This is a genomic window from Pseudomonas parafulva (assembly GCF_002021815.1).
Lineage (GTDB): Bacteria > Pseudomonadota > Gammaproteobacteria > Pseudomonadales > Pseudomonadaceae > Aquipseudomonas > Aquipseudomonas parafulva_B.
This window is the reverse complement of sequence record NZ_CP019952.1, coordinates 2,045,113-2,067,474: the sequence shown is the minus strand read 5'-3', so window position 1 is coordinate 2,067,474 and position 22,362 is coordinate 2,045,113. Positions and strand designations below refer to the sequence as shown.

Annotated in this window: 25 protein-coding genes; 14 read left to right on the top strand and 11 right to left on the bottom strand. The window is 62.7% G+C overall.

Features of this window, described 5'->3' with window-relative positions; genetic code table 11:
* Nucleotides 1–4 precede the first annotated feature (4 nt).
* The 3 genes from glcF to B2J77_RS09370 all read left to right on the top strand — a co-directional run bounded on the left by glcF (nucleotide 5) and on the right by B2J77_RS09370 (nucleotide 3,269).
* Complete coding sequence (glcF, locus tag B2J77_RS09380) at nucleotides 5–1,255, top strand: glycolate oxidase subunit GlcF (protein ID WP_078478483.1); 1,251 nt, start codon at nucleotides 5–7, stop codon at nucleotides 1,253–1,255.
* Nucleotides 1,256–1,416: 161 nt separating this feature from the next.
* Nucleotides 1,417–1,755 carry a hypothetical protein gene (locus B2J77_RS09375; RefSeq protein ID WP_058603310.1) on the top strand — a complete coding sequence of 113 codons (339 nt, stop codon included), beginning with the start codon at nucleotides 1,417–1,419 and terminating at the stop codon, nucleotides 1,753–1,755.
* Nucleotides 1,756–1,835: 80 nt separating this feature from the next.
* Nucleotides 1,836–3,269, top strand: a complete 1,434-nt coding sequence (locus B2J77_RS09370; RefSeq protein ID WP_078478482.1) for a PLP-dependent aminotransferase family protein — start codon at nucleotides 1,836–1,838, stop codon at nucleotides 3,267–3,269.
* Here B2J77_RS09370 and B2J77_RS09365 read toward each other — a convergent pair.
* Both B2J77_RS09365 and B2J77_RS09360 read right to left on the bottom strand, forming a co-directional pair.
* On the bottom strand, nucleotides 3,262–4,437 hold the full coding sequence (locus B2J77_RS09365) for a CynX/NimT family MFS transporter (RefSeq protein ID WP_230379101.1): 1,176 nt from the start codon (nucleotides 4,435–4,437) through the stop codon (nucleotides 3,262–3,264). The two genes, B2J77_RS09370 and B2J77_RS09365, sit on opposite strands and share 8 nt — an antisense overlap.
* A 17-nt stretch (nucleotides 4,438–4,454) precedes the next feature.
* The gene (locus B2J77_RS09360; RefSeq protein WP_058603313.1) at nucleotides 4,455–4,913 is read right to left on the bottom strand and encodes a nucleoside deaminase; all 459 of its coding nucleotides are present in this window, start codon (nucleotides 4,911–4,913) and stop codon (nucleotides 4,455–4,457) included.
* 193 nt (nucleotides 4,914–5,106) lie between these two features.
* Between B2J77_RS09360 and B2J77_RS09355 the strand changes: the two genes are divergently transcribed.
* Complete coding sequence (locus B2J77_RS09355) at nucleotides 5,107–5,544, top strand: carboxymuconolactone decarboxylase family protein (protein WP_078478480.1); 438 nt, start codon at nucleotides 5,107–5,109, stop codon at nucleotides 5,542–5,544.
* Between the two features lie 642 nt (nucleotides 5,545–6,186).
* Here the strand turns inward: B2J77_RS09355 and B2J77_RS09350 are convergent.
* On the bottom strand, nucleotides 6,187–6,648 hold the full coding sequence (locus B2J77_RS09350) for a hypothetical protein (RefSeq protein WP_058603315.1): 462 nt from the start codon (nucleotides 6,646–6,648) through the stop codon (nucleotides 6,187–6,189).
* 131 nt (nucleotides 6,649–6,779) lie between these two features.
* On the opposite strand from B2J77_RS09350, the gene B2J77_RS09345 reads away from it, so the two are divergent.
* The 4 genes from B2J77_RS09345 to B2J77_RS09330 all read left to right on the top strand — a co-directional run bounded on the left by B2J77_RS09345 (nucleotide 6,780) and on the right by B2J77_RS09330 (nucleotide 9,927).
* On the top strand, nucleotides 6,780–7,271 hold the full coding sequence (locus B2J77_RS09345; RefSeq protein ID WP_078478479.1) for a DUF1543 domain-containing protein: 492 nt from the start codon (nucleotides 6,780–6,782) through the stop codon (nucleotides 7,269–7,271).
* 35 nt (nucleotides 7,272–7,306) lie between these two features.
* A complete protein-coding gene (locus B2J77_RS09340) occupies nucleotides 7,307–8,275 on the top strand; it encodes a 5'-nucleotidase (RefSeq protein ID WP_058639906.1) in 969 nt (322 codons plus the stop codon).
* A 44-nt stretch (nucleotides 8,276–8,319) separates the two neighbouring features.
* A complete protein-coding gene (locus tag B2J77_RS09335; protein ID WP_078478478.1) occupies nucleotides 8,320–9,090 on the top strand; it encodes an SDR family NAD(P)-dependent oxidoreductase in 771 nt (256 codons plus the stop codon).
* A 72-nt stretch (nucleotides 9,091–9,162) separates the two neighbouring features.
* Nucleotides 9,163–9,927, top strand: coding sequence for a hypothetical protein (locus B2J77_RS09330; RefSeq protein ID WP_078478477.1), 765 nt, complete (start codon nucleotides 9,163–9,165; stop codon nucleotides 9,925–9,927).
* A 52-nt stretch (nucleotides 9,928–9,979) separates the two neighbouring features.
* On the opposite strand, the gene B2J77_RS09325 is transcribed toward B2J77_RS09330, so the two are convergent.
* On the bottom strand, nucleotides 9,980–10,297 hold the full coding sequence (locus B2J77_RS09325; RefSeq protein ID WP_058639909.1) for a hypothetical protein: 318 nt from the start codon (nucleotides 10,295–10,297) through the stop codon (nucleotides 9,980–9,982).
* 109 nt (nucleotides 10,298–10,406) lie between these two features.
* Nucleotides 10,407–10,595 carry a hypothetical protein gene (locus B2J77_RS21335; protein WP_138031817.1) on the bottom strand — a complete coding sequence of 63 codons (189 nt, stop codon included), beginning with the start codon at nucleotides 10,593–10,595 and terminating at the stop codon, nucleotides 10,407–10,409.
* Nucleotides 10,596–10,704: 109 nt separating this feature from the next.
* On the opposite strand from B2J77_RS21335, the gene B2J77_RS09320 reads away from it, so the two are divergent.
* Nucleotides 10,705–11,166: a GNAT family N-acetyltransferase gene (locus tag B2J77_RS09320; RefSeq protein ID WP_228385176.1), complete on the top strand. Its 462-nt coding sequence runs from the start codon at nucleotides 10,705–10,707 to the stop codon at nucleotides 11,164–11,166.
* Nucleotides 11,167–11,497: 331 nt separating this feature from the next.
* Here the strand turns inward: B2J77_RS09320 and B2J77_RS09315 are convergent, their stop codons facing one another.
* Both B2J77_RS09315 and B2J77_RS09310 read right to left on the bottom strand, forming a co-directional pair.
* Nucleotides 11,498–11,722, bottom strand: a complete 225-nt coding sequence (locus B2J77_RS09315) for a hypothetical protein (protein WP_078478476.1) — start codon at nucleotides 11,720–11,722, stop codon at nucleotides 11,498–11,500.
* Between the two features lie 121 nt (nucleotides 11,723–11,843).
* The gene (locus tag B2J77_RS09310) at nucleotides 11,844–12,905 is read right to left on the bottom strand and encodes an aldo/keto reductase (protein ID WP_058639925.1); all 1,062 of its coding nucleotides are present in this window, start codon (nucleotides 12,903–12,905) and stop codon (nucleotides 11,844–11,846) included.
* Nucleotides 12,906–13,126: 221 nt separating this feature from the next.
* Here B2J77_RS09310 and B2J77_RS09305 point away from each other — a divergent pair, with 221 nt between their 5' ends.
* A complete protein-coding gene (locus B2J77_RS09305) occupies nucleotides 13,127–13,633 on the top strand; it encodes a GNAT family N-acetyltransferase (RefSeq protein ID WP_058639928.1) in 507 nt (168 codons plus the stop codon).
* 3 nt (nucleotides 13,634–13,636) lie between these two features.
* Here the strand turns inward: B2J77_RS09305 and B2J77_RS09300 are convergent, their stop codons facing one another.
* Nucleotides 13,637–13,807 (bottom strand): DUF2986 domain-containing protein, encoded by a 171-nt coding sequence (locus B2J77_RS09300; protein ID WP_078478475.1) that lies wholly within the window; start codon nucleotides 13,805–13,807, stop codon nucleotides 13,637–13,639.
* Between the two features lie 78 nt (nucleotides 13,808–13,885).
* Between B2J77_RS09300 and B2J77_RS09295 the strand changes: the two genes are divergently transcribed.
* Together B2J77_RS09295 and B2J77_RS09290 are read left to right on the top strand one after the other, a co-directional pair.
* Nucleotides 13,886–14,752, top strand: coding sequence for an AraC family transcriptional regulator (locus B2J77_RS09295; protein WP_078478474.1), 867 nt, complete (start codon nucleotides 13,886–13,888; stop codon nucleotides 14,750–14,752).
* Between the two features lie 29 nt (nucleotides 14,753–14,781).
* On the top strand, nucleotides 14,782–15,168 hold the full coding sequence (locus B2J77_RS09290; protein ID WP_078478473.1) for a cupin domain-containing protein: 387 nt from the start codon (nucleotides 14,782–14,784) through the stop codon (nucleotides 15,166–15,168).
* 191 nt (nucleotides 15,169–15,359) lie between these two features.
* Here B2J77_RS09290 and B2J77_RS09285 read toward each other — a convergent pair whose 3' ends face one another.
* From B2J77_RS09285 to B2J77_RS09275, 3 genes are all read right to left on the bottom strand, one after another.
* Nucleotides 15,360–16,934, bottom strand: a complete 1,575-nt coding sequence (locus B2J77_RS09285; RefSeq protein ID WP_078478472.1) for an aldehyde dehydrogenase (NADP(+)) — start codon at nucleotides 16,932–16,934, stop codon at nucleotides 15,360–15,362.
* Between the two features lie 88 nt (nucleotides 16,935–17,022).
* Nucleotides 17,023–18,012, bottom strand: a complete 990-nt coding sequence (araD1, locus tag B2J77_RS09280; protein WP_078478471.1) for an AraD1 family protein — start codon at nucleotides 18,010–18,012, stop codon at nucleotides 17,023–17,025.
* A gap of 29 nt (nucleotides 18,013–18,041) precedes the next feature.
* Nucleotides 18,042–19,349, bottom strand: a complete 1,308-nt coding sequence (locus tag B2J77_RS09275) for an MFS transporter (RefSeq protein WP_058603328.1) — start codon at nucleotides 19,347–19,349, stop codon at nucleotides 18,042–18,044.
* Between the two features lie 183 nt (nucleotides 19,350–19,532).
* On the opposite strand from B2J77_RS09275, the gene B2J77_RS09270 reads away from it, so the two are divergent.
* The gene (locus B2J77_RS09270) at nucleotides 19,533–21,266 is read left to right on the top strand and encodes an IlvD/Edd family dehydratase (protein WP_078478470.1); all 1,734 of its coding nucleotides are present in this window, start codon (nucleotides 19,533–19,535) and stop codon (nucleotides 21,264–21,266) included.
* 233 nt (nucleotides 21,267–21,499) lie between these two features.
* Nucleotides 21,500–22,222, top strand: coding sequence for a FadR/GntR family transcriptional regulator (locus B2J77_RS09265; RefSeq protein ID WP_058603330.1), 723 nt, complete (start codon nucleotides 21,500–21,502; stop codon nucleotides 22,220–22,222).
* Nucleotides 22,223–22,362: the final 140 nt, after the last annotated feature.

Below are 22,362 nucleotides of genomic sequence, written 5' to 3'. Positions count from 1 at the left end.
GCCCATGCAGACCAACCTGAGTGACAGCGCACGCACACTCGAGCGCGCCGAGGAGGCAGAACGCATCCTGCGCGCGTGCGTACACTGCGGCTTCTGCACAGCGACCTGCCCCACCTACCAGCTGCTTGGCGATGAGCTCGATGGCCCGCGCGGGCGCATCTACCTGATCAAGCAGGTGCTCGAAGGCCAGCCCGCCACTACCAGTACTCAATCTCATCTGGACCGATGCCTGTCGTGCCGCAGCTGCGAAACCACTTGCCCGTCGGGTGTGCGTTACCACGACCTGCTGGACATTGGCCGGGCCGTCGTGGAGCAGCAGGTGCCACGACCACTGGGCCAGCGCCTGTTACGTCACGGCCTGCGCTTTGCGATGGTGCGCCCCGCCGTTTTCAAGGCCCTGCTGCGAACTGGCCAAGCCCTGCGCCCCTGGCTACCGGCGCAGGCCCAGCAAAAGGTGCATTTGCAAAAGGCGGCTGACCTGATGCGCCCGGCGGTGCGCCATCCGCGGCGTGTCCTGATGCTCGAGGGGTGTGTGCAACCGGCATTGTCACCGGCGACCAACGCCGCGGCGGCGCGCCTGCTCGATCGCCTCGGTATCAGCGTGACCCCTGCACCGGCCGAGGGTTGCTGTGGAGCAGTGGACTACCACCTCAACGCCCAGGCGCAAGGTTTGCAGCGCGCACGGCGGCGCATCGATGCCTGGTGGCCAGCCGTTGAGGCGGGCGTCGAGGCTATCGTGATCCCAGCAAGCGGCTGCGCCGCGTTCGTGCGCGAGTATGCTCACCTGTTGGCTGCTGACCCGGCCTATGCAGCCAAGGCGGCCCGGGTCAGCAGCCTGTGCCGTGACTTGGTGGAAGTCCTGGGGGATGCGCCCGTCGAGCAGCTGGCGGTGCCCGCCGGACGGCGCCTGGCGTTTCACTGTCCGTGCACTCTGCAACATGCCTTGAAACTGGGTGGCGCTGTGGAAGCGCTATTGATCCGGCTGGGGTTTACCCTGACTCCGGTCACCGATGCCCACCTGTGCTGTGGCTCGGCAGGCACCTATTCGCTGACCCAGCCAGGGTTGTCCAGGCAGCTGCGCGACAGCCGCCTGGACGCTCTGGAACGCGGGCAACCGGACGAGATAGCCACCGCCAATATCGGCTGCCAGGTGCATTTGAATGGCGCAGGGCGCACCGCGGTTCGGCACTGGGTGGAGATCGTCGAAGAGGCGCTCAGGCACGCAGAAGAGCGCGCCGGGGCGAACGAGGGATAGGCGTCCCCTGCCGCCTTGTGCATTTCGTCCTTGATAAGCTTCATCGTCGCCCCTTTACTTTATTGGGATTTTTCACCAGCCAACCTAGGAACCGTCCTACTTGTCGCATGGCAGAGCAGAAAACATGATCGACGCAGTCGCCCCCACACAGGACGCTGCGCATGCTCGCCAACCCGCACCTTCTTGCCGAACTGCGCAGCCACCTGCGCGAACTGCTCACCCATGACCTGGCCAACCCAGACCAGGACCCCCATCTCTCTGGCGTCATGTTTTTCTGCGTCACCGACGAGCCATCCAGGCAACTGATCGAGCGAATCGAACTGCTCGCCAGCGAAGCGTTTTTCGATGCTCGGGGCCGGGCCATCACCCATCACATGAAGGCCGCCGTCGTGGAAGGGGTTCAGATCAAGCGCTGCCGTAGCGCCCCTGCCGACGAAACCCGCATCCGCATCATTCTCTCGGGCAAAGGCTACATCACGGTGAGCATGGCCAGGGCCTAAGCAGTCTTGCTGCGGCGTGAGCAGGCACCCCGCCGTACGCAATCCGCTATCCTGAGCGCTCTCTTGCTTTGGAATGCTCCATGGAACTGCATATTCGCCTGGAGGGCCGCAAAGGCTTGGCTGCCCAGCTCTACGCGCAGTTGCGCGCAGGCATCGAATGCGGTCACCTGGCGGCTGGCAGCCAGTTGCCGCCCAGCCGCTTGCTGGCCGAGCAATTGGGAGTGTCGCGCAAGACCGTCGCGGACGCCTATGCACGCCTTACCCAGGACAACCTGCTGAGCGCGGTAGTCGGCCGGGGTACGTTCATCAATGCGCTTGCACCCAAGCGCAGCGCGCCGCCAAGCGCCTTGACCCTTGCCGGCGATGCGTCGCTCAGGCGCTGGCAATCCCGCGCCACCGTACCGGGCCAACGTCACGCGCTATCGGGGGTGCGTTATGACTTCATCGGCGGTGTGGCGAGCAAGGCGCTATTCCCGTTCGACCTGTGGCGCAGCTGCCTGAACTACGCCGTGCGGCGAAGCCAGCATCATCCACAGCGGCATTTCCCAGCCCAGGGCCTTGCGGAACTGCGCGAGGTCATCGCCCACCACATCGCCTACGCCCGGGGCGTGCACTGCACGGCTGACGATATCCTGGTGTGCAACGGCGCCCAGCAGGCCCTGGACCTGATCGCCAGGGTGCTGGTGGAGCCTGGCTGCAAGGTCGCCATGGAGGACCCGGGGTATCCGCCGGCACGGCAGTTGTTCCTGGCCTTGGGCGCCCAGCTGCAGGGGGTGCCAGTGGATGAGGAAGGTTTGTGCGTTGACCAGATTGCCGAGGGCACGCGGCTGATCTATGTCATGCCTTCGCACCAGTTCCCATTGGGCATGCCGATGGGCGAGACACGCCGGCGAGCGCTGTTGGCCCGGGCAGCCGCGTTGGGTGCGCTGATCATCGAGGACGACTACGACTGCGAATTCCGCTATCTGGGGCCTAGGGCCGATGCGCTGCAACGCCTGGACACCCAGGGCCTTGTGGCTTACGTCGGCACGTTCTCCAAGACCCTGCTCCCGGAGTTGCGCCTGGGTTATGCCGTTTTGCCAGAAGCCGTGCTCAAGGCCAGTTGCGTAACCAAGCAATTGAGCGACTGGCACAGCCCGACCCTGCTGCAGTGGGCCCTGGCCCGCTTCGTGGAACAGGGGCATCTGAACCGGCACATCCGCCGTTGCCATGAGGTATATAGCGCGCGTCGCGATCGTATGTTGCAGCGTCTGGACGACGACCTTGCCCCTTGGCTCAGGGCCATTCCCGCCGAGGCGGGGTTTCATCTAAGTGCCTTGGCGCAAACGGGGTTCGACGTGGAGCACCTGGTCGAACAGGCACGCAAGGTCGACCTGGGCATTTACTCGCTCGCCCCGTTCTTCAATGAAACGCCAGTGCGTCCGGGGCTGTTGATGGGCTTTGGTGCCATTGAAATGCTCGACATCGACCCAGCACTCGACCGACTGCGCGATACGCTGCGGCGGATCAGCTGAGGGCATCGACGTTATCGACCGGGACGGGTCGAGCTAAGGCCTTCGCGTAGCTCTGCGGGCTGAAGGCTATCGTCACCAGCAGCATCGTCAACACGCTGGCCGTGAGCACGGTCCACGCGCTTTGAAAATCACCGTCGAGCGCACGCAGCCACCCGACGATGTACGGCACACAGCCGGTGATGATGAAGCCGATACCCTGGACGAAACCCGCCAGGCCGCCGGCTTCGGCTGGCGTAGGAAGATGTTCGAGGGTCAGGGTCAGGCTTTGGCTGAAACAGGCGCCCAGCCCGAACCCGATCAACGCTACCCAAAGCCCTGGTACGGCGGTGGGTACCATCAGTAACCCCATGAACCCCACCAGTTGAATCGACAGCGCCAGCGCAAGGCCTGGGCGCCGATCCACCCAGCGCCTGAGCAGCAGCGGCAGGCCCAATGCGCCCAGTACCTGGAATAGGGTCATCAACCCCACCAGGTCGGCGCCTCCCTGTGCGCTGCCACCCTGCTCCAGATAAAACGCTGGCAGCCAGGCGACCATGCTGGTGTAGCCGCCATTGATCAAACCGAAGTACACGGCCAGCAACCAGGCCCGTCGGTGGCCAAACCAGTGCCCGCCGTTTCCTTTGAACACTGGGGACTGTATGTTGCGTGGCCGCAGGATGAGCCATGCCAGCATGGCAAGCATCGCCGGTGCGGCCCAGGCCCCCAGGCCCAGTTGCCATTGCCCGGAATACTCAGCCAGGTGCGGGCCCAGCACAGCAGCCAACCCGCCGCCGCTCATCAAGGCAGCCGAGTACAGGCCCATTGCGCCAGCAAGGCGCCCCGGAAACCAGCGATTGACCAGCCCTGGCATCATGCCCTGCACCACCGCCACGCCCAAGCCTGCAAGCACGGCGCTGGCAACCAGTGCCCAGGCACTTTGAAGTTGCAACCGCCACAAGCACGCCAGCGCGATGGCCGCCAAACCACCGAGCATGCCGGCATGTTCGCTCAGCCATCGGCGTGACCAAGGGTGCAGTAACGGAACCGCTCCCATGCACAACACCGGCAGCGCCGTCAGCAATGCCGCTTGCTGATAACCCAGGCCGGTACTGATGCGCATTGGCTCGAGCAAAGGGCCGATGCTGGTCAGGATGGGGCGCAGGTTCAAGGCCAGCAGCACGACCAGCATCGCTCTCCAAGCTACTGTCATTGATCGTTGGCCTGTTGCCACTGAGCGTACAGCCCGCTTTCGTCGTCGGGCTTGAAGGCGCGCAGCGGCAATGACTGCTGCTGGGGCGCACGCGTCATCTGCGCGTACAAGTCAGCGGTGGACAGCCCGTAAGGCTGGCCTTCGTCGTTGTCATAGGCGAACCAGGCCTGGCTGATACCGCACAGGTGCATGGCCGCCAGGCACATGGGGCATGGGTGGCCGCTGGCATACACCTGGGCGCCGTCAAGACGGGCGCGCCCCAGCGCCTGGCTGGCCTGGCGGATGACTTGCATCTCGGCATGGGTGGTCGGGTCTTGTGAGCGGTGTATCTCATTGACACCGCGCGCCACAACCTGGCCTTGGTACACCAGGACGGCACCGAACGGCCGGCCTCCGGCTGCGATGTTGGCGCGTGCCAGTTCGAGGGCCTCGCGCATGAAACGGACTTCTGGCATGGCTCGATCTCCTTGGATGGGACGGGTCATTATCCTGAGTCGGTGGCAGTGGCAGAAATGAAGAGATTGGATGCCTGTCAGTGGGGATGCGAATGGCAGGATTGGCCTCCCCGAAGATGAGCGGATTGGCTATCGGACGTATCGGTGCCCGAGGGTATCGTGACGCCACCCTAAAGCGTTTCTGGAGAGCGCCATGCAACACCGCATCGACTGGTCGAAACAAGCCCCTGACGCCTACAAGGCCATGGCAGCCCTGGAGCAGGCGCTGACCCGCACGGGCCTTGAGCACGATCTGCTTGAACTGGTGCGCTTACGCGCCTCGCAGATCAATGGCTGCGCGTACTGCCTCAATCTGCATGCCAACGACGCGCGCAAGGCCGGCGAGCGCGAGGCGCGCCTGCAGACGTTGTGTGTGTGGCGGGAGACGACCTACTTCACGGGGCGTGAGCGAGCGGCGCTGGCCTGGGTTGAGACCCTGACCCGGCTGGCCGATTGTGGCGCCCCGCAGGGGGAGTATGAGGCGTTGCTGGAGCACTTCGAGCCAGCCGAGGTGGTGAATCTGACGCTGGCTATCGCGACGATCAATGCGTGGAATCGGTTTGGGGTGGGGTTTGCCATGGTGGCGGGTTGAAGGAGCCTGGGAGGCTATTGTTTAATTCAGCCTTTCTCTAATTGGAAGCATCAACATCTAGCTATGCCGCGTGATGAATCGTGGCACATCCCTCGAAGGCTACGCTTTACCGGTGTAGATACCGTCTTGATCCTCACCTCGCAGGTGCGATTTGAGGGTCAAGACGGTATCTACCTTGGTCCTGTATTGGCTGAGATAGCGCAGGCCTGGATCATGCAGAAGTAACGGCCTAGCGCCGTTTATGGAGGCTAGCCGATTTCCGGGTGGGAGCGGCCTTGTGCCGCGATGGGCCGCGCAGCGGCCCCAGCATTTCAGCTTCGCAGCACATATTGCCGGGGCGCGGGACCGGCCGCGATAGGCTGCGCAGCAGTCCCAGGATTTCAGCTCCGCAGCTCATATCGTCGGGGCCGCTGCGCGGCCCATCGCGGCACAAGGCCGCTCCTACAATGGCCGTGCGAGGTCTGGGTGAGCGGTGTCACACACTTGAGCTGGGAAGCCTGAATGCTGGATTGCTTCGCGGTCCGTTGCAACATATCGCTGAGCTCTCAGCGTGATGCGATAATACCCTGGTGCGGTAAGAAAGGTGCCCTCGCTCCCAATCCAGACGCTTGTACGTCGTGCATCAACCCTCATGCCCGTGTATCACCCTCCCGCCACCCGCCCAGCCATCTTCACCAACGCCTGCCTCAAACTGGGCAAATCACTGTACCGCTGCTCGGCCATTACTTTGCCGTCCTGAACCTCCAGCCATTGCACCGATTCGCGGTCCCCGCCGTAGCCCTTGGCCACCTCCCCGTCCCGATCCAGCAAGATCCGGTAATTGGCCGAGCGCATGGCAGGTACCATCACCGCTGCCACCATGCTGGGCATCTTCTCGATGTCTGCGACAAAGACCACGCCCCGCGCTTCAAGATAGCCCTCTGGCGTGTGCTCGACCGCATTGTTGACCAACCGTGCAGTGGCCATGCTGCGCGCAACCATGACCACGCGGGTCTTGTCGTCCAACGTGAATGCCTGGTCGAACTGGTCATTCAAGGTCCAGTGCTCGGCGGCTTGCACCAGGGGTGCACAGAGCATCGCCAGGAACAGAAAAGGAGTGCGCATCTTGCTATCTCGCAGTCAAAGGTTCGCCCACACTAGCCGTCTTGTGCTCAGGCGCCAAGCACTGCGCTTGAAGCCGCCTGCGGATGCTGCAAAATGACGCCCTGCGATGACCGGTTCATCAAGGAAACCACATGCTTTATATCGTCATGCTGGGGGGACGCCACCCAGGGGCCAAGATCGAGGTCCACGACATGGTGTTCGCCCAGGCACCCAGCTTGCAACAGGCCTACCCGCAGCTGCGCGACGCATGGTTCGGCAGCCAGCAGGGGCTGCACATCGATGCCTGGCTGGAAGTCGACGGCGTGGATGGCATGCGGGTGGAGTTGCACCCCCACCCGGCAAAACGTGGTGCGCTGCGCCTGTACTTCATCAACCTGGGCGGCTACGAACGCGGCGTGTTCGGCGAAGCGCACCGCTACGTGCTGGTCAGCGCCCGCAACAAGGCCGATGCCAAGGCATTGGGCAAGCAACACATGCAAACCGGCTGGCTCAAGCCGCATACCGATGCCGTGCTGAGCGTGGACGACTGCCTGGCGATCGACTGCGTAGACGGGTTGTACGTGCACCTGGTCGAAGGGCCGCACAAACCTGTCGTTTCGCGTAACGATTATATTCCCCTCTGACTTTGCGCCTCTGCCGGGGCCCTAGGGAGTCTCCCATGCCTTACCCCATCGAACAGAAACTGGTGATTGGCGTTGCCTCCAGTGCGCTGTTCGACCTGACCGTCTCGGACGACATCTACACCCAAGACGGCGTCGAAGCGTACCGGCGGCACCAGGAACAGAATCTGGATGAGCCTTTCCCCAAAGGCGTGGCGTTTCCGTTTATCCGTCGTTTTTTGCGTATCAACCAGGCATTCCCGGAGCAGCTGCCCGTCGAGGTGGTGTTGCTATCGCGTAATTCGCCGGAAACAGGCCTGCGGGTATTTCGCTCGATCAACCACTACGGCCTGGACATCACCCGCGCCGCGTTCATGTCCGGCCGCTCTCCATACGAGTACATACCAGCGTTCAACGCATCGCTGTTTCTAAGCGCTAACGAAGAGGACGTACAGAAAGCCATCGACGCCAATTACCCCGCAGGCCGTGTTCTGCCGACCCGCATCTACGATGACGAAATCGATACCGAGCTGCGCGTGGCGTTCGACTTCGATGGCGTGATCGCCGACGACGAAGCCGAAAGCGTCTACAAGCGTGGCAACAGCCTGGATGAGTTCCAGGCCCACGAGCAGGCACACCAGCGCGTTCCCCACACACCTGGGCCCCTGGCCGACCTGTACCGCAAACTGTCGCTGATTCGCACCCTCGAAGACCGCAAGCTCGAAGATGACCCCCACTACAAGCGCATCCTGCGTATCGCCATCGTGACGGCGCGCAATGCACCTTCCCATGAGCGGGTGGTGACGACCCTAAAAGATTGGGGCGTATCGCCCGACGAGTGTTTCTTTCTGGGTGGCATGGAGAAACCGCGCGTCTTGTCGATTCTCAAGCCCCACGTCTTCTTTGATGACCAGCGCAGCCACCTGCACTCGCCTGCGGGCGATTTGCCGATGGTGCACGTGCCGTTTGGGGTGGCGAACCGGATACCGACGGCTGAACCTCATGTCGATGGAAATTCGGATGACTAAGGCGGTCTACCCATGACCGAAACGATGGCCAGAGTGTGCTTGTCATGAGTCTCATATCAGGGTTGGACGATAAAGCCTGCGTACTGATCTGCGGGGCCAGCCGTGGAATCGGGCTCGCGCTGTGCAACGCGCTGGCGAGGCGCGAAGACGTCGATCAGCTGATCGCTGTATCGCGCCATGCCACGCAGAATCCGGCATTGAGGGCGCTGGCCGACGCTAATCCGAATCGTATATTGCTAGTGGACTGCGACGCGCGCGAGGAGGCCAGCCTGGCCGCCATGGCCGCGCAAGCCGGCGAGCGATGTGCGCACTTGCACGTTGTCATCAGTACCTTGGGGATCCTGCACCAGGAAAACGCCAGGGCCGAAAAGTCTCTGGCGCAGTTGGACCTTGCCAGTTTGCACGCCAGCTTCACCACCAACGCCTTCGCCCCGATTCTGCTGCTCAAGCACCTGCTGCCTCTGCTGCGCAAGCAACCTGCAACCTTCGCTGCACTGTCCGCGCGTGTGGGTTCGATCAGCGACAACCGTCTGGGGGGTTGGTACAGCTACCGGGCCAGCAAGTCGGCGCTCAATCAGTTGCTGCACACAGCCAGTATCGAACTCAAGCGCCTGAACCCGAATGCGACTGTTCTGGCCCTGCACCCGGGTACCACGGACACAGAACTATCAAGGCCGTTCCAGGGCAATGTGCCTGAGGGAAAACTGTTCGAGACGACGTTTGCCGCGCAGTGCATCGTGGAACTGATCGGGCGTCTCGGACCGAGCGTTACGGGTAGCTTCTGGGGCTGGGACGGTCGCAACATCCCCTGGTAGGCATCAGTGGCGAGCACCCGGGCATTCAACAGGGTAAAGTCGGCACTGTCTTGAGAGCCGGAACGCGCCGCGATGACCTTGTTCTACCTGAAACTTGCCATTACCCCTTTGCTGATGTGGGCCATTTCTCTCGCTTCCAGGCGCTGGGGCGGGCTGTTAGGGGGATTGCTGGCGGGCATGCCCATTACCTCGGGGCTGGTGATGACCTTCCTGAGCCTGGAGCAAGGGACGGACTTTGCCCTCAACGCCGTGCCCGGTGCACTCGGGGGGCTGGCAGCCGTGCTCGCTACCTACGCGTTCTACCTGTATGCCACACGCAGCCTCGCCATCGGGGCTGCTGCGGGCCTGGCGATCGTCTTCTACGGCTTGGTCGCCTATGTGCTTACGCACTGGGGCCATTTGTACGTGTCGATAGGCGTGGCGCTGGGGCTGATCGTACTGCTGATTATCGCCAGCGGGCGCGAGCCCAAGCCTGAAACCCTGGCACGTGTACGGCATCGTTACTGGGAAATTCCCTTGCGCATGGTCTCGGCAACGGCGTTGCTGATGATCACCACGCACCTAGCCGCCTGGCTTGGACCCCAGACGAGCGGCATGCTCGCGCCGATCCCCGTCATCGCCTGGCCATTGATGGTGTTTGCCCATGTGCAGAATGGGCGCGCGGGCATGGCGGCCATGGTGCGCGGCAATGCCATTGGCGCAGTGGGTGTATTGGCGTTCTACCTGATGTTGTCGGGGCTGATGAAAGCGCTGGGGGTCATTCCGACCATCGTGCTGGCCATGGGGACGGCGGTTGCGTTGACGGTAGTGCTGGCAGGCTTGCTGCGCGGCCGTTAGCGTTGCCCAAAGGCGCTGTGGACAGCCCCAGCGCCTCGGGTTCAAGCCAGTATCACGGATGTTCTTGCGAAACAGAGTTGTTGGCTTGCACGTCCTTCATGTCTTCCTCGAGCGCTGCATCCCCAGCGCCAGGGTCTTCATGGGTTCGTGCGGTACCGTTGTCGCGTGGCACCTGGCTGTCCTGGTCGGAGCCGGGGTTTCCGGGGGGTGGATTCCAGTCCTCGGGGCGCTCGCCGCCTGCCTGGCCGGCGCCTTGCTTGGGTTCCGAAGGGGCCTGTTCAAGGCCTGAACCATGACCCTCACCAGTGTCCGGGGTGTTCTGAGCCGGGCCTGGGTAGGGTGCTGCAGGACCATTGTTATCGATTGGCATACGCATTCTCCTGATTGAGGCGCTGAAATAGCATGAGTCTGGTCAGAGCTGTTGCCGCCGGCACCTTTGGCAAGGCGGCCAGGGATGGCTGAAAACTAAACAGCGCCTGTTATTCTCTGGGCGTATTCACATCCATGGGCGGCTGCTCGGTATCCTCCCAGTCACCACCCTCCTCTTCGTTCATGAGCGGATCATCGTCCGGATCGGGTATGGTCGGGTTGTCGGGGTTTACCGACGGGTCCGGTGAGACGGGCATATCCTCGTCAGCGTCGTCCTGTGCCATGGGGTCTCTGTTCATTGCCGCGTACCTCGAAAGAATGGATGAGGCTTACATGCTTTCGAGAACAGGGTCGGCGCAGGCGTTCGATCGGATTGAAGCCCGTCCGTCGCAATCGAGAGAGACAGGGATGATGGCAAGTGTGATCAGAGCGGCGACCGTCCTGGACGCAGAAGGCATCAGCCGGGTGATCCTGGCTGCCCTGCGCCACAGCAACGCAGCAGACTATGACGCCGCCACACTGGCGCGCGTGGCGCGTTCCTTCACACCCCAGGCGGTGGCCACATTGCTGGACAGGCGGGTTGTATGGGTGGCCTTGGAGGGCGGCCTGATCGTCGCAACGGCAGGTCTTGAGAAGGATGTGGTGCGCAGTGTATTCGTCGACCCGACCTATCAGCGCCGGGGTATCGGTGAACAAATGATGGGCTGCATTGAGCAGGAAGCGCTGGACAGTGGGGTCTTGCAGTTGCAGGTGCCCTCTTCACTCACTGCTCAAGGTTTCTATACCAAGTTAGGTTATGGGGTGGTTCGGGAAGTCCGCCATGGAGATGAGCGAACAGTGGTCATGGCGAAGGTGTTGACTGCTGGATAACTTAGGGTGCAAGTGAGTACGTTGGGCTATCTTTGACGCCCGGCAAATCCCGTGTAAATACAGTCTTGATTCTGTATTGGCCTAGAGAGCGGAGGCCTGAACTTTGCGGAAGGAACTGCCTGATGCCGCCCCTGAAGGCTTGCCGATGTAAGGGTAGGAGCGGTCTTGTACCGCGATGGGCCGCGCAGCGGCCCCGGCAATCTCAGTTGCGGAGCTGAAATCCTGGGGCTGCTGCGCAGCCCATCGCGGTACAAGACCGCTCCTACGCGAGACTCGCTAGCTTGCGAAGGCGGCGCAAGACAGTTCCACCTAGCGTACACCAGCGAGCAACCTAGACCACTACGATATCCGTCAACCCCAGCACCTGGGCTTGCGCCAGGATTTCATCGGGCGTGGCATCGGCTGCGGGCATCACCAGGCTGTTCTCGCCGTCGCCGAAATGCAGCACGATCAGGTGCAAGGCCGCTTCGTGCAGGGCCAGGTCAGGCTGGCCCAACTCGAAGGTATGTTCTGTCGAATTGCCATTGAGCGAGTAGCGAACAGTGAAGGCGTGCATGAGCACCTCGGTCTAGGTTGGGAACTCATTACTTGACCGGCGAGACAGGAAATAATTCACACCACCACCAAGATCGCCTTGCCAAGCGGGCAAGACGACCTGGTATCAAGCGGTGCAGGTGTTACTTCATGGTCTCTCGGTACAGCTCGATGAACGGCGCTTCAGCCGGATCGATGCGGTCCATGCCGGCGGCAATGCGGTGCCAGTAGGGATACTGCGGCGCGATGCGGGTGGCCTGTTCGATCTGCTTCAGGTCCTCTTGCGTCAACACCAGGTCTGCCGCCTGCAAATTGTCTTGCAGTTGATCAAGGGTGCGGCCAGCGGTAATCACGCTGGTAATGCCTGGGCGATCCTTGAGCCAGGCCAGGCAGACGCGTGAAGGCGAGCAACCGTGGCGTTCGCCGACCGCGATCAAGGTCTCGATGATGTCGTAGGCGCGCTCACGATCATGCACATAGGGTTCCGGCCAGTCGTTACCCTGACGAGTGCCCTTGGGCGTCTGCTGGCCACGACGCACCTTGCCAGTCAACAGCCCTTCACCCAACGGCCCCCAGACCAGCGTAGCAAAGCCCTGGTCAATCGCCATCGGCAACAACTCGTACTCGGCCTCGCGCGATTCGGGCGTGTAGTAGATCTGCTGGGAAACGGGCTGTTGCCAGCCGTTCAATTGCGCGCTGCCCAGGGTCTTCATCATTTGCCAGGCGGTGTAGTTGGACGTGCCGAAGTAGCGAATCTTGCCGCTTTGCACCAGGTGATCCAGTGCTGCCAGGGTCTCCTCCACTGGCGTGACGCCGTCCCAGTTGTGGATCTGGTACAGGTCGATATGGTCGGTGCCCAGGCGCTTCAAGCTGGCCTCGCACGCGCGAATCAGATGGTAGCGCGAAGCGCCGCTGTCATTGGGGTTGTCGCTCATCGGGCTACGCGCCTTGCTGGCCAGGATGATCGAGTGGCGACGCTCGCCCAGTGCCTTGCCGACAATTTCCTCAGCCAGCCCATGTGAATACAGGTCGGCGGTATCGACCAGGTTGACCCCGGCGTCGAACGCCGCCGCGAACATGCGCTTGGCCAGGTCCACATCGACGCTGCCGGTCTTCTCGAACGAGCCTCGCCCGCCAAAAGGTACGGTGCCAATGACCAGTTCCGAAACCAGCAGGCCGGTGTTGCCGAGTGCGCGATATTTCATGGAAACCTCCATAGCAAAAGACTAGAAATACCGACGTACCTGCGCGCTGAAACGTTCAATCGGAAGCTTTCGGCGGCGTTCCCTATCAAGCCAGCGGTTGCGCCAACGACTGTCAAAGGTTTGCCAACGCACCATGCCCGTCGTGACCCTATGCGTAGGTGGCAAAGGCGTTACGCCACAGGCATGCTGGCAAGCTGACCAACGGAAGATGCGAGATGACGATGCAATCCCCCTGTACCACGTACTACCTAGAAATGACCTCGCCAGAGCAACTGGTGGAAAAACCCCAGCGCCCGGATTTGCACATCGTCGAATGCGAGGTGCCACAACCGGCCTTCAACCGCTTTCTCTACGCGCTGGTCGGCACGCCCTGGTCCTGGGGTGACCTGGACGCGTGGAGCGAGGCGCAGTGGCAGGCGCAGGTCGAGCAGGAAGCTCACCGCACCTGGGTGGCTTACCACCGGGGCGCCATCGCCGGGTATTACGAACTGTATCGCCCTGACGGGCGTAACGCCGAAATCCGTTACTTCGGCTTGGCCCCGCAGTTTCTGGGCGCAGGCTTTGGCGGCCCGTTGTTGAGCCAGGCGGTGCGTTGCGCCTGGGCGTGGCCCGGTACGCAGCGTGTATGGGTGCATACCTGCACCCTGGATCACCCTGCCGCGCTGGGCAATTACCAAGCGCGCGGCTTCAAGATCTACAAGCAGGAACAAACCCCGTCGGAAGCCTGAGGCTCAGGCCTGGGGTTCGGGTTGCACTGCGGCGTCTGCGGCCGTTTGCAGCGCCAGCTTCTCGCGATCGGCCTTGCTGATGTACTTGGGTTTGGTGCTGCGCGGCGCCAGCTTGGCGCTGGCCTTCTTGGCGTGCGCCTTGAGCAGTTGCTTGATTTTCTTCTGACGGTTCATGGTGGGTTCTGGTGAGAAGGAATGGAGCCTATGATAGCGCGTTGTCTTTCCTTTCCGTGAACCGCCGGGGCCTGTGCCATGAAACGTTCGCCCAGCATGCCCCCGGTTTCCGATTGGGTCATCCGCAGCACGCAGCCTGGCGCCATCGAGCGGATCGAGGCGTGGTTCGGTAGCCATGGCTATGATCCCCATCGGCACGACACCTACTCCATCGGCCGTACCTTGGCCGGGGTTCAGAGCTTTCATTACAAAGGCGCGTTGCGCCACGGCATGCCGGGCAACACGCTGGTGCTGCACCCCGATGAGTTGCACGACGGCATGGCCGGCACCGAGACAGGTTTCCGTTACCGCATGGCCTACATCGACCCTGCGCTGATTCAGGCCGCATTGGGCGGCCAGCCGCTACCGTTCGTGCCCGGTGGGCTCTCCAGTGACCCGCGCCTTTTCCACGCCAGCGAAACGTTCGTTCAGGGCGTGGACCACCCTCTGGAAAGGCTGGAAGAGCAAGACGCTGTCTACGACCTGGCCATGGCGTTGCGCGCTGTCGCGGGCAAACCACGCGGGCGCAAGCGCCTGGATTACCGGTCCGCCGAGCGCGCCAAGGCGTTCATTCTGGAGCACCTCCACCTGGGCATTACCCTGGAGATGCTCGAACGCGCCAGCGGCCGTGAGCAATGGAGCCTGTCCCGGGACTTCCGGGCTTTGTACGGCACCAGCCCCTATCGCTTCGTCACCCTCCGGCGGCTGGACAATGTGCGACGGCTGTTGCTCGATGGCTTCACCCTGGTCGACGCAGCCCTGGCGGCAGGCTTTCATGATCAAAGCCACATGACCCGACACTTCACCCGCAGTTATGGGGTGCCGCCGCTACGCTGGCTCGAACGCCTGCGGCCAGGCCAGCAACGTGCAGGATCGTACAAGCCTGCAGACACCGAGCTGCAATAGGCTGCGTGCTCCAATCAGGAGTAACCACCATGTTCGAATCCAATCAGCACATCCAGCCGCACCCTGTGAACCTGAACCAGAAGGCGTCGATGATCGACAGTCAGTGGAGCCCCAGGATTGTTGCACAGATGAACGACTACCAGTTCAAGGTCGTGCGTATTGAGGGGGAATTCATCTGGCATGCGCACCCGGAAACCGATGAAGCCTTTCTGGTAATCGAAGGCACGCTGCGCATCGATCAGCCGCAACGCAGCGTCCATGTAGCGCCCGGCGAGTTGTTCGTGGTACCGCGGGGTGTGCTGCATCGAACAGCGGCCGAGGGCGAGGCCAAGCTGCTGATGATCGAGCCCTGTGGCGTCCTCAACACTGGCCATGAGGGCGGTGAGCGCACGGCGCCTAATGATCTGTGGATCTAGCCATCCAGGTACTGCGCTTCGTCAAAGCCTCAAGGCAGGTCTGGACGCTCAATAGATCCCCAAATCGGTCAAGAGCCTCATTCACTGCCTGACACTCAGCAGTCTTCAGTGATCACTTGGGACTTCCACCGCTGACAGCCGCCTGACCCTCACCAGGCGGCACGTGCTCCGGTGCCAGAACCGTCAAGCCTTCATACAAGCGCCTCGCGGCTATGCTGGCCGTCGATCAGGCGCAGCAGGCCCAGCGGGTTGGCGTCTTTGAGGGCGTCGGGCAGTAGCGCCTCGGGGTAGTCCTGGAAGCAGACTGGGCGCAGAAAACGGTCGATCGCCAGGGTCCCGACGGATGTACCGCGCGCATCGGATGTGGCGGGGTACGGCCCGCCGTGCACCATCGCCTCGCACACTTCGACGCCAGTGGGGTAGCCATTGACCAGCAAGCGCCCGGCCTTGCGTTGCAACACCGGTACCAGCGCGGCGAAGCGCTGGAAGTCTTCAGGCTCAGCAATCAGCGTGGCCGTCAGTTGCCCCTGCAACGCCTCAAGAGCCCGACGCAGTTCTGCTTCGTCAGCCACTTCGATGGCGACCGTGGTAGGCCCGAACACTTCTTCCTGAAGGACTTCATCGCCCTGCAACAAGAGGCTCGCCTGCGCCATGAACAGCTGGGGCTGGGCTTGGTTGCCCCCCTGTGTGGACCCGGCCAGGTGGCGTATCCCTGGGTGCTGGTGCAGGCGCTGCACGCCGGCACAATAGCTGCGCAGGGTTCCGGCATTGAGCATGGTCTGGCCAGGCTGATCAACCAGGTGCGCGCCTAACTGCGCCAGGAAGTCGCTGAAGGCTTCGCCAGCGATACCGATGACCAGCCCCGGGTTGGTGCAAAACTGACCACACCCCATCACCACCGAATTGGCCAGCTCCCTGGCAATCTGCGGGGCTCGCGCTCGCAGCGCGCCTGGTAGCACCAGCACCGGGTTGATGCTGCTCATTTCGGCAAACACCGGAATCGGCTGCGCGCGAGCGGCCGCCATGTCGCACAGGGCCCGTCCACCCTTGAGCGAGCCCGTAAAGCCCACGGCTTGAATCATCGGATGACGCACCAAGGCTTCACCTACCCCCGCGCCGTAGATCATGTTGAACACGCCAGCGGGCATGCCGGTCGCTACAGCGGCCCGTTCGATGGCTTCACCCACCCACTCGGCCGTAGCCATGTGCCCGCTGTGCGCCTTGATCACCACCGGGCACCCTGCCGCCAGCGCAGCGGCGGTGTCGCCACCGGCTGTGGAGAAGGCCAAGGGGAAATTGCTGGCGCCGAACACCGCCACCGGGCCCAGGCCGGTGCGGTATTGACGCAGGTCAGGCCGTGGCAGCGGCTGGCGCTGGGGTTGCGCGCGATCGATGCGGGCGCCCATGAAGTCGCCGCGCCGCAGCACCTTGGCGAATTGGCGCATCTGGTTGCTGGTGCGGGCACGCTCGCCCTGGATGCGCCCCGCTGGCAGGGCAGTTTCTCGGCAGACGGTGGCGATGAAGGTATCGTCCAATGCATCGAGCTGATCGGCGATAGCGTCTAGAAACTGCGCGCGGCGCTCAGGTGCCAGGGCACTGTATGCGGGGAAGGCGGCTTCGGCGGCCTGGGCTGCGGCGTCCACTTCTTCGGGGGTTGCCTGGCTGAAGGTGACCGGCAGGGCCTCCCCCGTGCAGGCATCGAGGCTTTGCAGGCGCACACTGCCAGCGGCGCTGCGTTGGCCGCCAATGAAATTGCTTCCAGTCATGATGGACTCCTGAATTAAGAGATTGAAGTTGCCGCACCTGACCGCTGCCCAGGGCACGGGGCACGTGCCCTGACGGCCAAAGGTGGGCTTACAGGCTTTTCACGCTCCCTGGCTGCACCTGCTTCGCTGCTGGCGCAATGCCGTTGCGCAGCGGCTCGCCGAAGGCTGGCAGGCTGATTTCGAAGGTATCGCCAGGCTGCGCCTGGATGCCGTCGGCGAACGACAGCGTCGCAGTGCCGAAGTAGTGCACATGAATATCGCCAGGTCGCAGGAACTGGTCATATTTGAAGTGATGGAACTCCAGGTTCTCGAAGCTATGGCACATGTTCTGCTCACCCGACAGGAAGGGCTTGCTCCATACCGGTTGGCCATCACGCAGGATGCGGCTGGTGCCCTCGAGGTGCGCCGGCAGTGCACCGAGCCGCAGCTCCGGTCCGAAACTGCAGGCGCGCAGCTTCGAGTGGGCCAGATAAAGGTAGTTACGCCGCTCCGTCACATGGTCGGAGAACTCGTTGCCCAGCGCGTAGCCCAGGCGGTACGGTGTGCCGTCAGGGCCGATCAGGTACAGGCCGACCAACTCCGGCTCCTCGCCTGCATCCTCGGCAAACGCCGGCAGCGGCAGGTCTGCCCCAGGGCGCACAACGATGGCGCCATCGCCCTTGTAGAACCATTCCGGTTGTGCACCCACCTGCCCTGCTGGTGGCCGGCCGCCTTCCATGCCCCACTGGAACATGCGCATGCTGTCGGTCACGGCGTCCTGGGCCTGTTGCTGATGCATCTTGTCGCGCGTGGCGGCGCTACCCAAGTGGGTCAGGCCAGTGCCGGTCACCAGGCAATGGGCCGGATCGGGGTGATCCAGCGGCGGTAGCACCCGGCCTTCGGCCAACAGCGTTTGGTAATCGTGACGCTCGCCCAGGCCCACTACCTGCACGTGATCGGCCAGAGTCAGGCCAGCGGCGATGGCCTGCAGGGCCAGCTCGCGGGTGGTGTCGATGCCACACACGCGCAAGACGTAGTCACCTTCCACCACGCCGACATGGCGCTCGCCGGTGACGGTTTCGAATTGGATCAGTCGCATGGTCGTACTCGCTTGTCGGTTGCGAAAAATTATCGGGAGGCGCCAGCCACCTGGGTGGATGCATCACGCTGTCGACGCTCCAGGCGGGCGTAGACAACTCCGGTAAGCAGCACCCCGAACACGGTGACCAGGGCCAGGAAATACAGCCCGGACGACAGGTGCCCCGTGTGTTCTTTCAGGGCGCCGATGCCAAATGGGCCCAGGTAGCCGCCCAGGTTGCCGATCGAGTTGATCAGGGCGATGCCGGCCGCAGCGCTGGCCCCGGAGAAAAACCGCCCAGGCAGGGTCCAGAAGATCGCCGTGCACGAGAACAAGGCGAACGCCACCAGGCATAACGCCGCCAGTTGCAAGGCCGGCACGCTCAACCAAGCACTGAGAAACAGCCCGACTGCGGCCAGGGCGTACAGCAGACCCAGATGACCGTAACGGTCATTGAGGCGGTCCGAGCTGCGTGGCACGACCAGCAAACCAATGATGCCGAACAGGTAGGGCACCGCCGACACGAAACCGGTGACCAAGTCGCTGCCGCCGAACTGGTGGATCAAGGTGGGCAGCCACAACCCAAGCCCGTAGATGCTCAGGGTCATGGGCAGGTAGAACAGCGCCAACAGCAGCACGCGGCTGTCTTTGAGTGCATGCAGCGGGTTGCCGTGGCGGGTCTGGCCGTATTCACGCAGGTCATTGGCCAGCTGCTCCTGCAACCAGGTGCGTTGCGCGTCGCTGAGCCAGCGCACCTTGGCCGGGCCATCTGGCAACAGGCGCAGGGTGGGCCAGGCCAACAGCACCGCAGGGGTCCCGATGCAGATGAACAGCCATTGCCAGCCGTGCAGGCCATAGGTGCCGTCCAGGCCCAGCAATGCGCCGGAAAGCGGCCCTGTGACCAGCATCGCCAACGGCTGGGAAAGGATGAACAAGCCCAGGATCTTGCCGCGATGACGCACCGGGTACCACTGGGTGATGTAGTACAGCACCCCCGGGAAGAAACCCGCCTCGGCTGCCCCCAGCAGAAAGCGCATCACATAGAAGCCGTTCGGCCCGGTCACGAATGCCATGCCAACGGTGATGGCGCCCCATGTGAGCAAGATGCGCGCGAACCAGCGGCGTGCGCCGAAGCGGTCCAGCAGCAGGTTGCTCGGCACTTCGAATAGAAAATAGCCGATGAAGAACAACCCGGCGCCCAGGCCATAGGCCGCGTCGCCCAGGCCAATGTCGGCGCCCATGTGCAGCTTGGCAAAGCCGACCGCCGAGCGATCGACATAAGCCACCAGGTACAACAGAACCAGAAAAGGGATGAGCTTGAGTGTGATCAGGCGGACGAGCCGCTGCTCCTGAATCATGGCGATGTCTCCAATTGTTCTTGTAATGGGTACAACACCAGGCCGAGGTTTTTGGCAGACCGCTGACCTAGGAAATCGATCATATAGTATTACTATTTAAAACAACAACCCTTCACATGTTGGTTTTTTGGCGATACATTGAGCACCATAACGATAAATAGTAATACTAATAAGGTGTCCATCATGTCCGATAGCAAGCCGTCGCTGCGCTCCGCCCAATGGTTCGGTACCGCCGACAAGAACGGGTTCATGTACCGCAGCTGGATGAAGAACCAAGGCATTCCGGACCACGAGTTCCAGGGCAAACCGATTATCGGCATCTGCAACACCTGGTCGGAGCTGACCCCGTGCAACGCGCATTTCCGCAAGATCGCCGAGCACGTCAAGAAAGGCGTGCTGGAAGCAGGCGGCTTCCCGGTGGAATTCCCGGTGTTCTCCAGCGGCGAATCCAACCTGCGCCCCACGGCCATGCTCACGCGCAATCTGGCGAGCATGGATGTGGAAGAAGCCATTCGCGGGAACCCGGTCGATGCCGTGGTACTGCTGACCGGTTGCGACAAGACCACGCCTGCGTTGCTGATGGGCGCTGCCAGCTGCGACGTTCCGGCCATCGTGGTGACCGGCGGGCCAATGCTCAACGGCAAGCACAAAGGCAAGGATATTGGCGCCGGCACTATCGTGTGGCAGATGCATGAGGCCTATAAGGCCGGCCACATCGACCTGAACGAATTCCTCTCCGCCGAGGCGGGCATGTCGCGCTCAGCCGGCACCTGCAACACCATGGGGACGGCTTCGACCATGGCCTGCATGGCTGAGGCGCTGGGCACCTCGCTGCCGCACAATGCCGCCATCCCTGCCGTGGACGCACGCCGTTACGTGTTGGCGCACTTGTCGGGTATGCGCATCGTCGACATGGTGCGCGAAGACTTGCGGCTGTCGAAAATCCTCACCCGCGAAGCCTTCGAAAATGCCATCCGGGTGAACGCCGCCATTGGCGGCTCGACCAACGCGGTGATTCACCTCAAGGCCATTGCCGGGCGCATTGGCGTCGACCTGCAACTGGAGGACTGGACGCGGGTGGGACGTGGTACGCCGACGCTGGTCGACCTGCAACCTTCGGGGCGTTTCCTGATGGAGGAGTTCTATTACGCGGGCGGTCTGCCGGCCGTGATCCGGCGCCTGGGTGAGCATGGTTTGTTGCCCAACCCGACTGCGCTGACCGCAAACGGCAAGAGCCTGTGGGACAACTGCCACACCGCACCACTTTACGATGAGGAAGTCATCCGCCCGCTGGACAAACCGCTGGTTGCCGACGGCGGTATCTGTATTCTGCGGGGCAACCTGGCGCCCAAGGGCGCAGTGCTCAAGCCATCGGCGGCCACCCCCGCGCTGATGCAGCATCGGGGGCGCGCCGTGGTCTTCGAGCACTTCGAAGACTACAAGGCCCGCATCAACGACCCGGACCTGGATGTGGACGCCAACTCGATCCTGGTGATGAAGTATTGCGGACCCAAGGGTTATCCCGGCATGGCCGAGGTGGGCAACATGGGGCTGCCGGCCAAGTTGCTTGCCCAGGGTGTAACCGACATGGTGCGCATCTCCGACGCGCGCATGAGTGGCACGGCCTATGGGACCGTGGTGCTGCACGTTGCACCGGAAGCAGCCGCAGGTGGGCCTTTGGCCGTGGTACGCGAGGGGGACTGGATCGAACTGGACTGCCAGCAAGGCCGCTTGCACCTGGACATCGACGAACAGGAACTGGCCGGTCGCCTGGCGGATCTGCAGCCACCGCCACAGCTGATCACCGGGGGGTATGCCAAGCTCTACCTGGACCATGTGATGCAGGCTGATGAGGGCTGCGACTTCGACTTTCTCGTCGGCTGCCGCGGGGCGGCGGTGCCCAAGCACTCTCACTAGCCCAGGGGACATCACCCCAAGCGGGACCGTGACTGGCTGAACGGCACGAGGGCGCTTGATGCCGCTTGCCGCTTGAACGCCGTGGAGCTGTCTATGCACCGACAGCTCTGCGCCCGCTAGAGTGCCGAGGCCCGCCAGCCCCCCTCTGTCCGCCATCAAGGCGCTGCAAAACAGCCCTGCATCCATCAGTGCTATGATGCGAGCCCCCGCCAGAAGGACCTCGCACACCCCTCATGAATTACCGCCAGCCCTCAACGCGCAAGAGCATGCACGCGACCTTGGTCCAGGACCTGGGCCTGCAGATCGTGTCCGGTCAACTCGCCCCAGGGCAGAAGCTGCCGTCCGAGGCAAGCCTGTGCGAAAGCTACGCGATCAGTCGGCCGGTGTTTCGTGAGGCCATGCGTGCCCTGACGGCCAAGGGCCTGGTTGAAGCGCGCCCCCGGGTCGGCACCCTGGTCAGGCCGCGCCATGACTGGCACATGCTCGACCCCGATGTGCTGCACTGGCTGATGCAGGCAACGCCGCAACAGGAGTTCTTCAATACCCTGTCCAGCGTACGCTGGGTCATAGAGCCTGCTGCTGCTGCCCTGGCCGCCACCAGTGCCACGCCAGAGGACGTGGCGTCGATCGGCGAGGCCTACCAGCGAATGGAAGCGGCGCGCACGCCAGATGAGCGGCTGCAGCCAGACCTGGACTTTCACGCTCGTATCGCCGATGCCACCCACAATGACCTGCTCGCCTACCTGTGCAACATGCTGTCGATGGCGTTGCGCGAATCGGTGCGCTTTTCCAACCAGCGTCCGAATTTCGATGAGCTCGCCCTCCCCCGGCACAAAGCCATTTTGACGGCTATCCAGAACGGCGACGCCCTCGGCGCCCGGCATGCCTCCCTGGTGCAGCTCGAAGATGCCCGCCTGGCGCTGAGCAAGGTGCTAGGGCAAGACCCGGCCAGCTGAGCGCCAAAAAGCATAATCATAAGGCCATCATTGGCGTAACAGCCTTTGGACGTGGCGAATCGGCCATCCGTTACCGCGGAGTGTGGCGTGCGTCACATTGGGCGCCTAACTAGCACATCCGTACTATTTCACCGTCTTGG

What these genes read in the sequence shown, in the direction of transcription:
- B2J77_RS09350 (WP_058603315.1), bottom strand. Translation starts at nt 6,648, where the DNA reads ATGCGCACTCCTTTTCTGTTCCTGGCGATGCTCTGTGCACCCCTGGTG.
- B2J77_RS09285 (WP_078478472.1), bottom strand. Translation starts at nt 16,934, where the DNA reads ATGACTGGAAGCAATTTCATTGGCGGCCAACGCAGCGCCGCTGGCAGT.
- B2J77_RS09275 (WP_058603328.1), bottom strand. Translation starts at nt 19,349, where the DNA reads ATGATTCAGGAGCAGCGGCTCGTCCGCCTGATCACACTCAAGCTCATC.
- B2J77_RS09355 (WP_078478480.1), top strand. Translation starts at nt 5,107, where the DNA reads ATGCAACACCGCATCGACTGGTCGAAACAAGCCCCTGACGCCTACAAG.
- glcF (WP_078478483.1), top strand. Translation starts at nt 5, where the DNA reads ATGCAGACCAACCTGAGTGACAGCGCACGCACACTCGAGCGCGCCGAG.
- B2J77_RS09295 (WP_078478474.1), top strand. Translation starts at nt 13,886, where the DNA reads ATGAAACGTTCGCCCAGCATGCCCCCGGTTTCCGATTGGGTCATCCGC.
- B2J77_RS09315 (WP_078478476.1), bottom strand. Translation starts at nt 11,722, where the DNA reads ATGCACGCCTTCACTGTTCGCTACTCGCTCAATGGCAATTCGACAGAA.
- B2J77_RS09330 (WP_078478477.1), top strand. Translation starts at nt 9,163, where the DNA reads ATGACCTTGTTCTACCTGAAACTTGCCATTACCCCTTTGCTGATGTGG.
- B2J77_RS09370 (WP_078478482.1), top strand. Translation starts at nt 1,836, where the DNA reads ATGGAACTGCATATTCGCCTGGAGGGCCGCAAAGGCTTGGCTGCCCAG.
- B2J77_RS09365 (WP_230379101.1), bottom strand. Translation starts at nt 4,437, where the DNA reads ATGCTGGTCGTGCTGCTGGCCTTGAACCTGCGCCCCATCCTGACCAGC.
- B2J77_RS09300 (WP_078478475.1), bottom strand. Translation starts at nt 13,807, where the DNA reads ATGAACCGTCAGAAGAAAATCAAGCAACTGCTCAAGGCGCACGCCAAG.
- B2J77_RS09290 (WP_078478473.1), top strand. Translation starts at nt 14,782, where the DNA reads ATGTTCGAATCCAATCAGCACATCCAGCCGCACCCTGTGAACCTGAAC.
- B2J77_RS09340 (WP_058639906.1), top strand. Translation starts at nt 7,307, where the DNA reads ATGCCTTACCCCATCGAACAGAAACTGGTGATTGGCGTTGCCTCCAGT.
- B2J77_RS09265 (WP_058603330.1), top strand. Translation starts at nt 21,500, where the DNA reads ATGAATTACCGCCAGCCCTCAACGCGCAAGAGCATGCACGCGACCTTG.
- B2J77_RS09345 (WP_078478479.1), top strand. Translation starts at nt 6,780, where the DNA reads ATGCTTTATATCGTCATGCTGGGGGGACGCCACCCAGGGGCCAAGATC.
- araD1 (WP_078478471.1), bottom strand. Translation starts at nt 18,012, where the DNA reads ATGCGACTGATCCAATTCGAAACCGTCACCGGCGAGCGCCATGTCGGC.
- B2J77_RS09375 (WP_058603310.1), top strand. Translation starts at nt 1,417, where the DNA reads ATGCTCGCCAACCCGCACCTTCTTGCCGAACTGCGCAGCCACCTGCGC.
- B2J77_RS09270 (WP_078478470.1), top strand. Translation starts at nt 19,533, where the DNA reads ATGTCCGATAGCAAGCCGTCGCTGCGCTCCGCCCAATGGTTCGGTACC.
- B2J77_RS09360 (WP_058603313.1), bottom strand. Translation starts at nt 4,913, where the DNA reads ATGCCAGAAGTCCGTTTCATGCGCGAGGCCCTCGAACTGGCACGCGCC.
- B2J77_RS21335 (WP_138031817.1), bottom strand. Translation starts at nt 10,595, where the DNA reads ATGAACAGAGACCCCATGGCACAGGACGACGCTGACGAGGATATGCCC.
- B2J77_RS09335 (WP_078478478.1), top strand. Translation starts at nt 8,320, where the DNA reads ATGAGTCTCATATCAGGGTTGGACGATAAAGCCTGCGTACTGATCTGC.
- B2J77_RS09310 (WP_058639925.1), bottom strand. Translation starts at nt 12,905, where the DNA reads ATGAAATATCGCGCACTCGGCAACACCGGCCTGCTGGTTTCGGAACTG.
- B2J77_RS09320 (WP_228385176.1), top strand. Translation starts at nt 10,705, where the DNA reads ATGATGGCAAGTGTGATCAGAGCGGCGACCGTCCTGGACGCAGAAGGC.
- B2J77_RS09325 (WP_058639909.1), bottom strand. Translation starts at nt 10,297, where the DNA reads ATGCCAATCGATAACAATGGTCCTGCAGCACCCTACCCAGGCCCGGCT.
- B2J77_RS09305 (WP_058639928.1), top strand. Translation starts at nt 13,127, where the DNA reads ATGCAATCCCCCTGTACCACGTACTACCTAGAAATGACCTCGCCAGAG.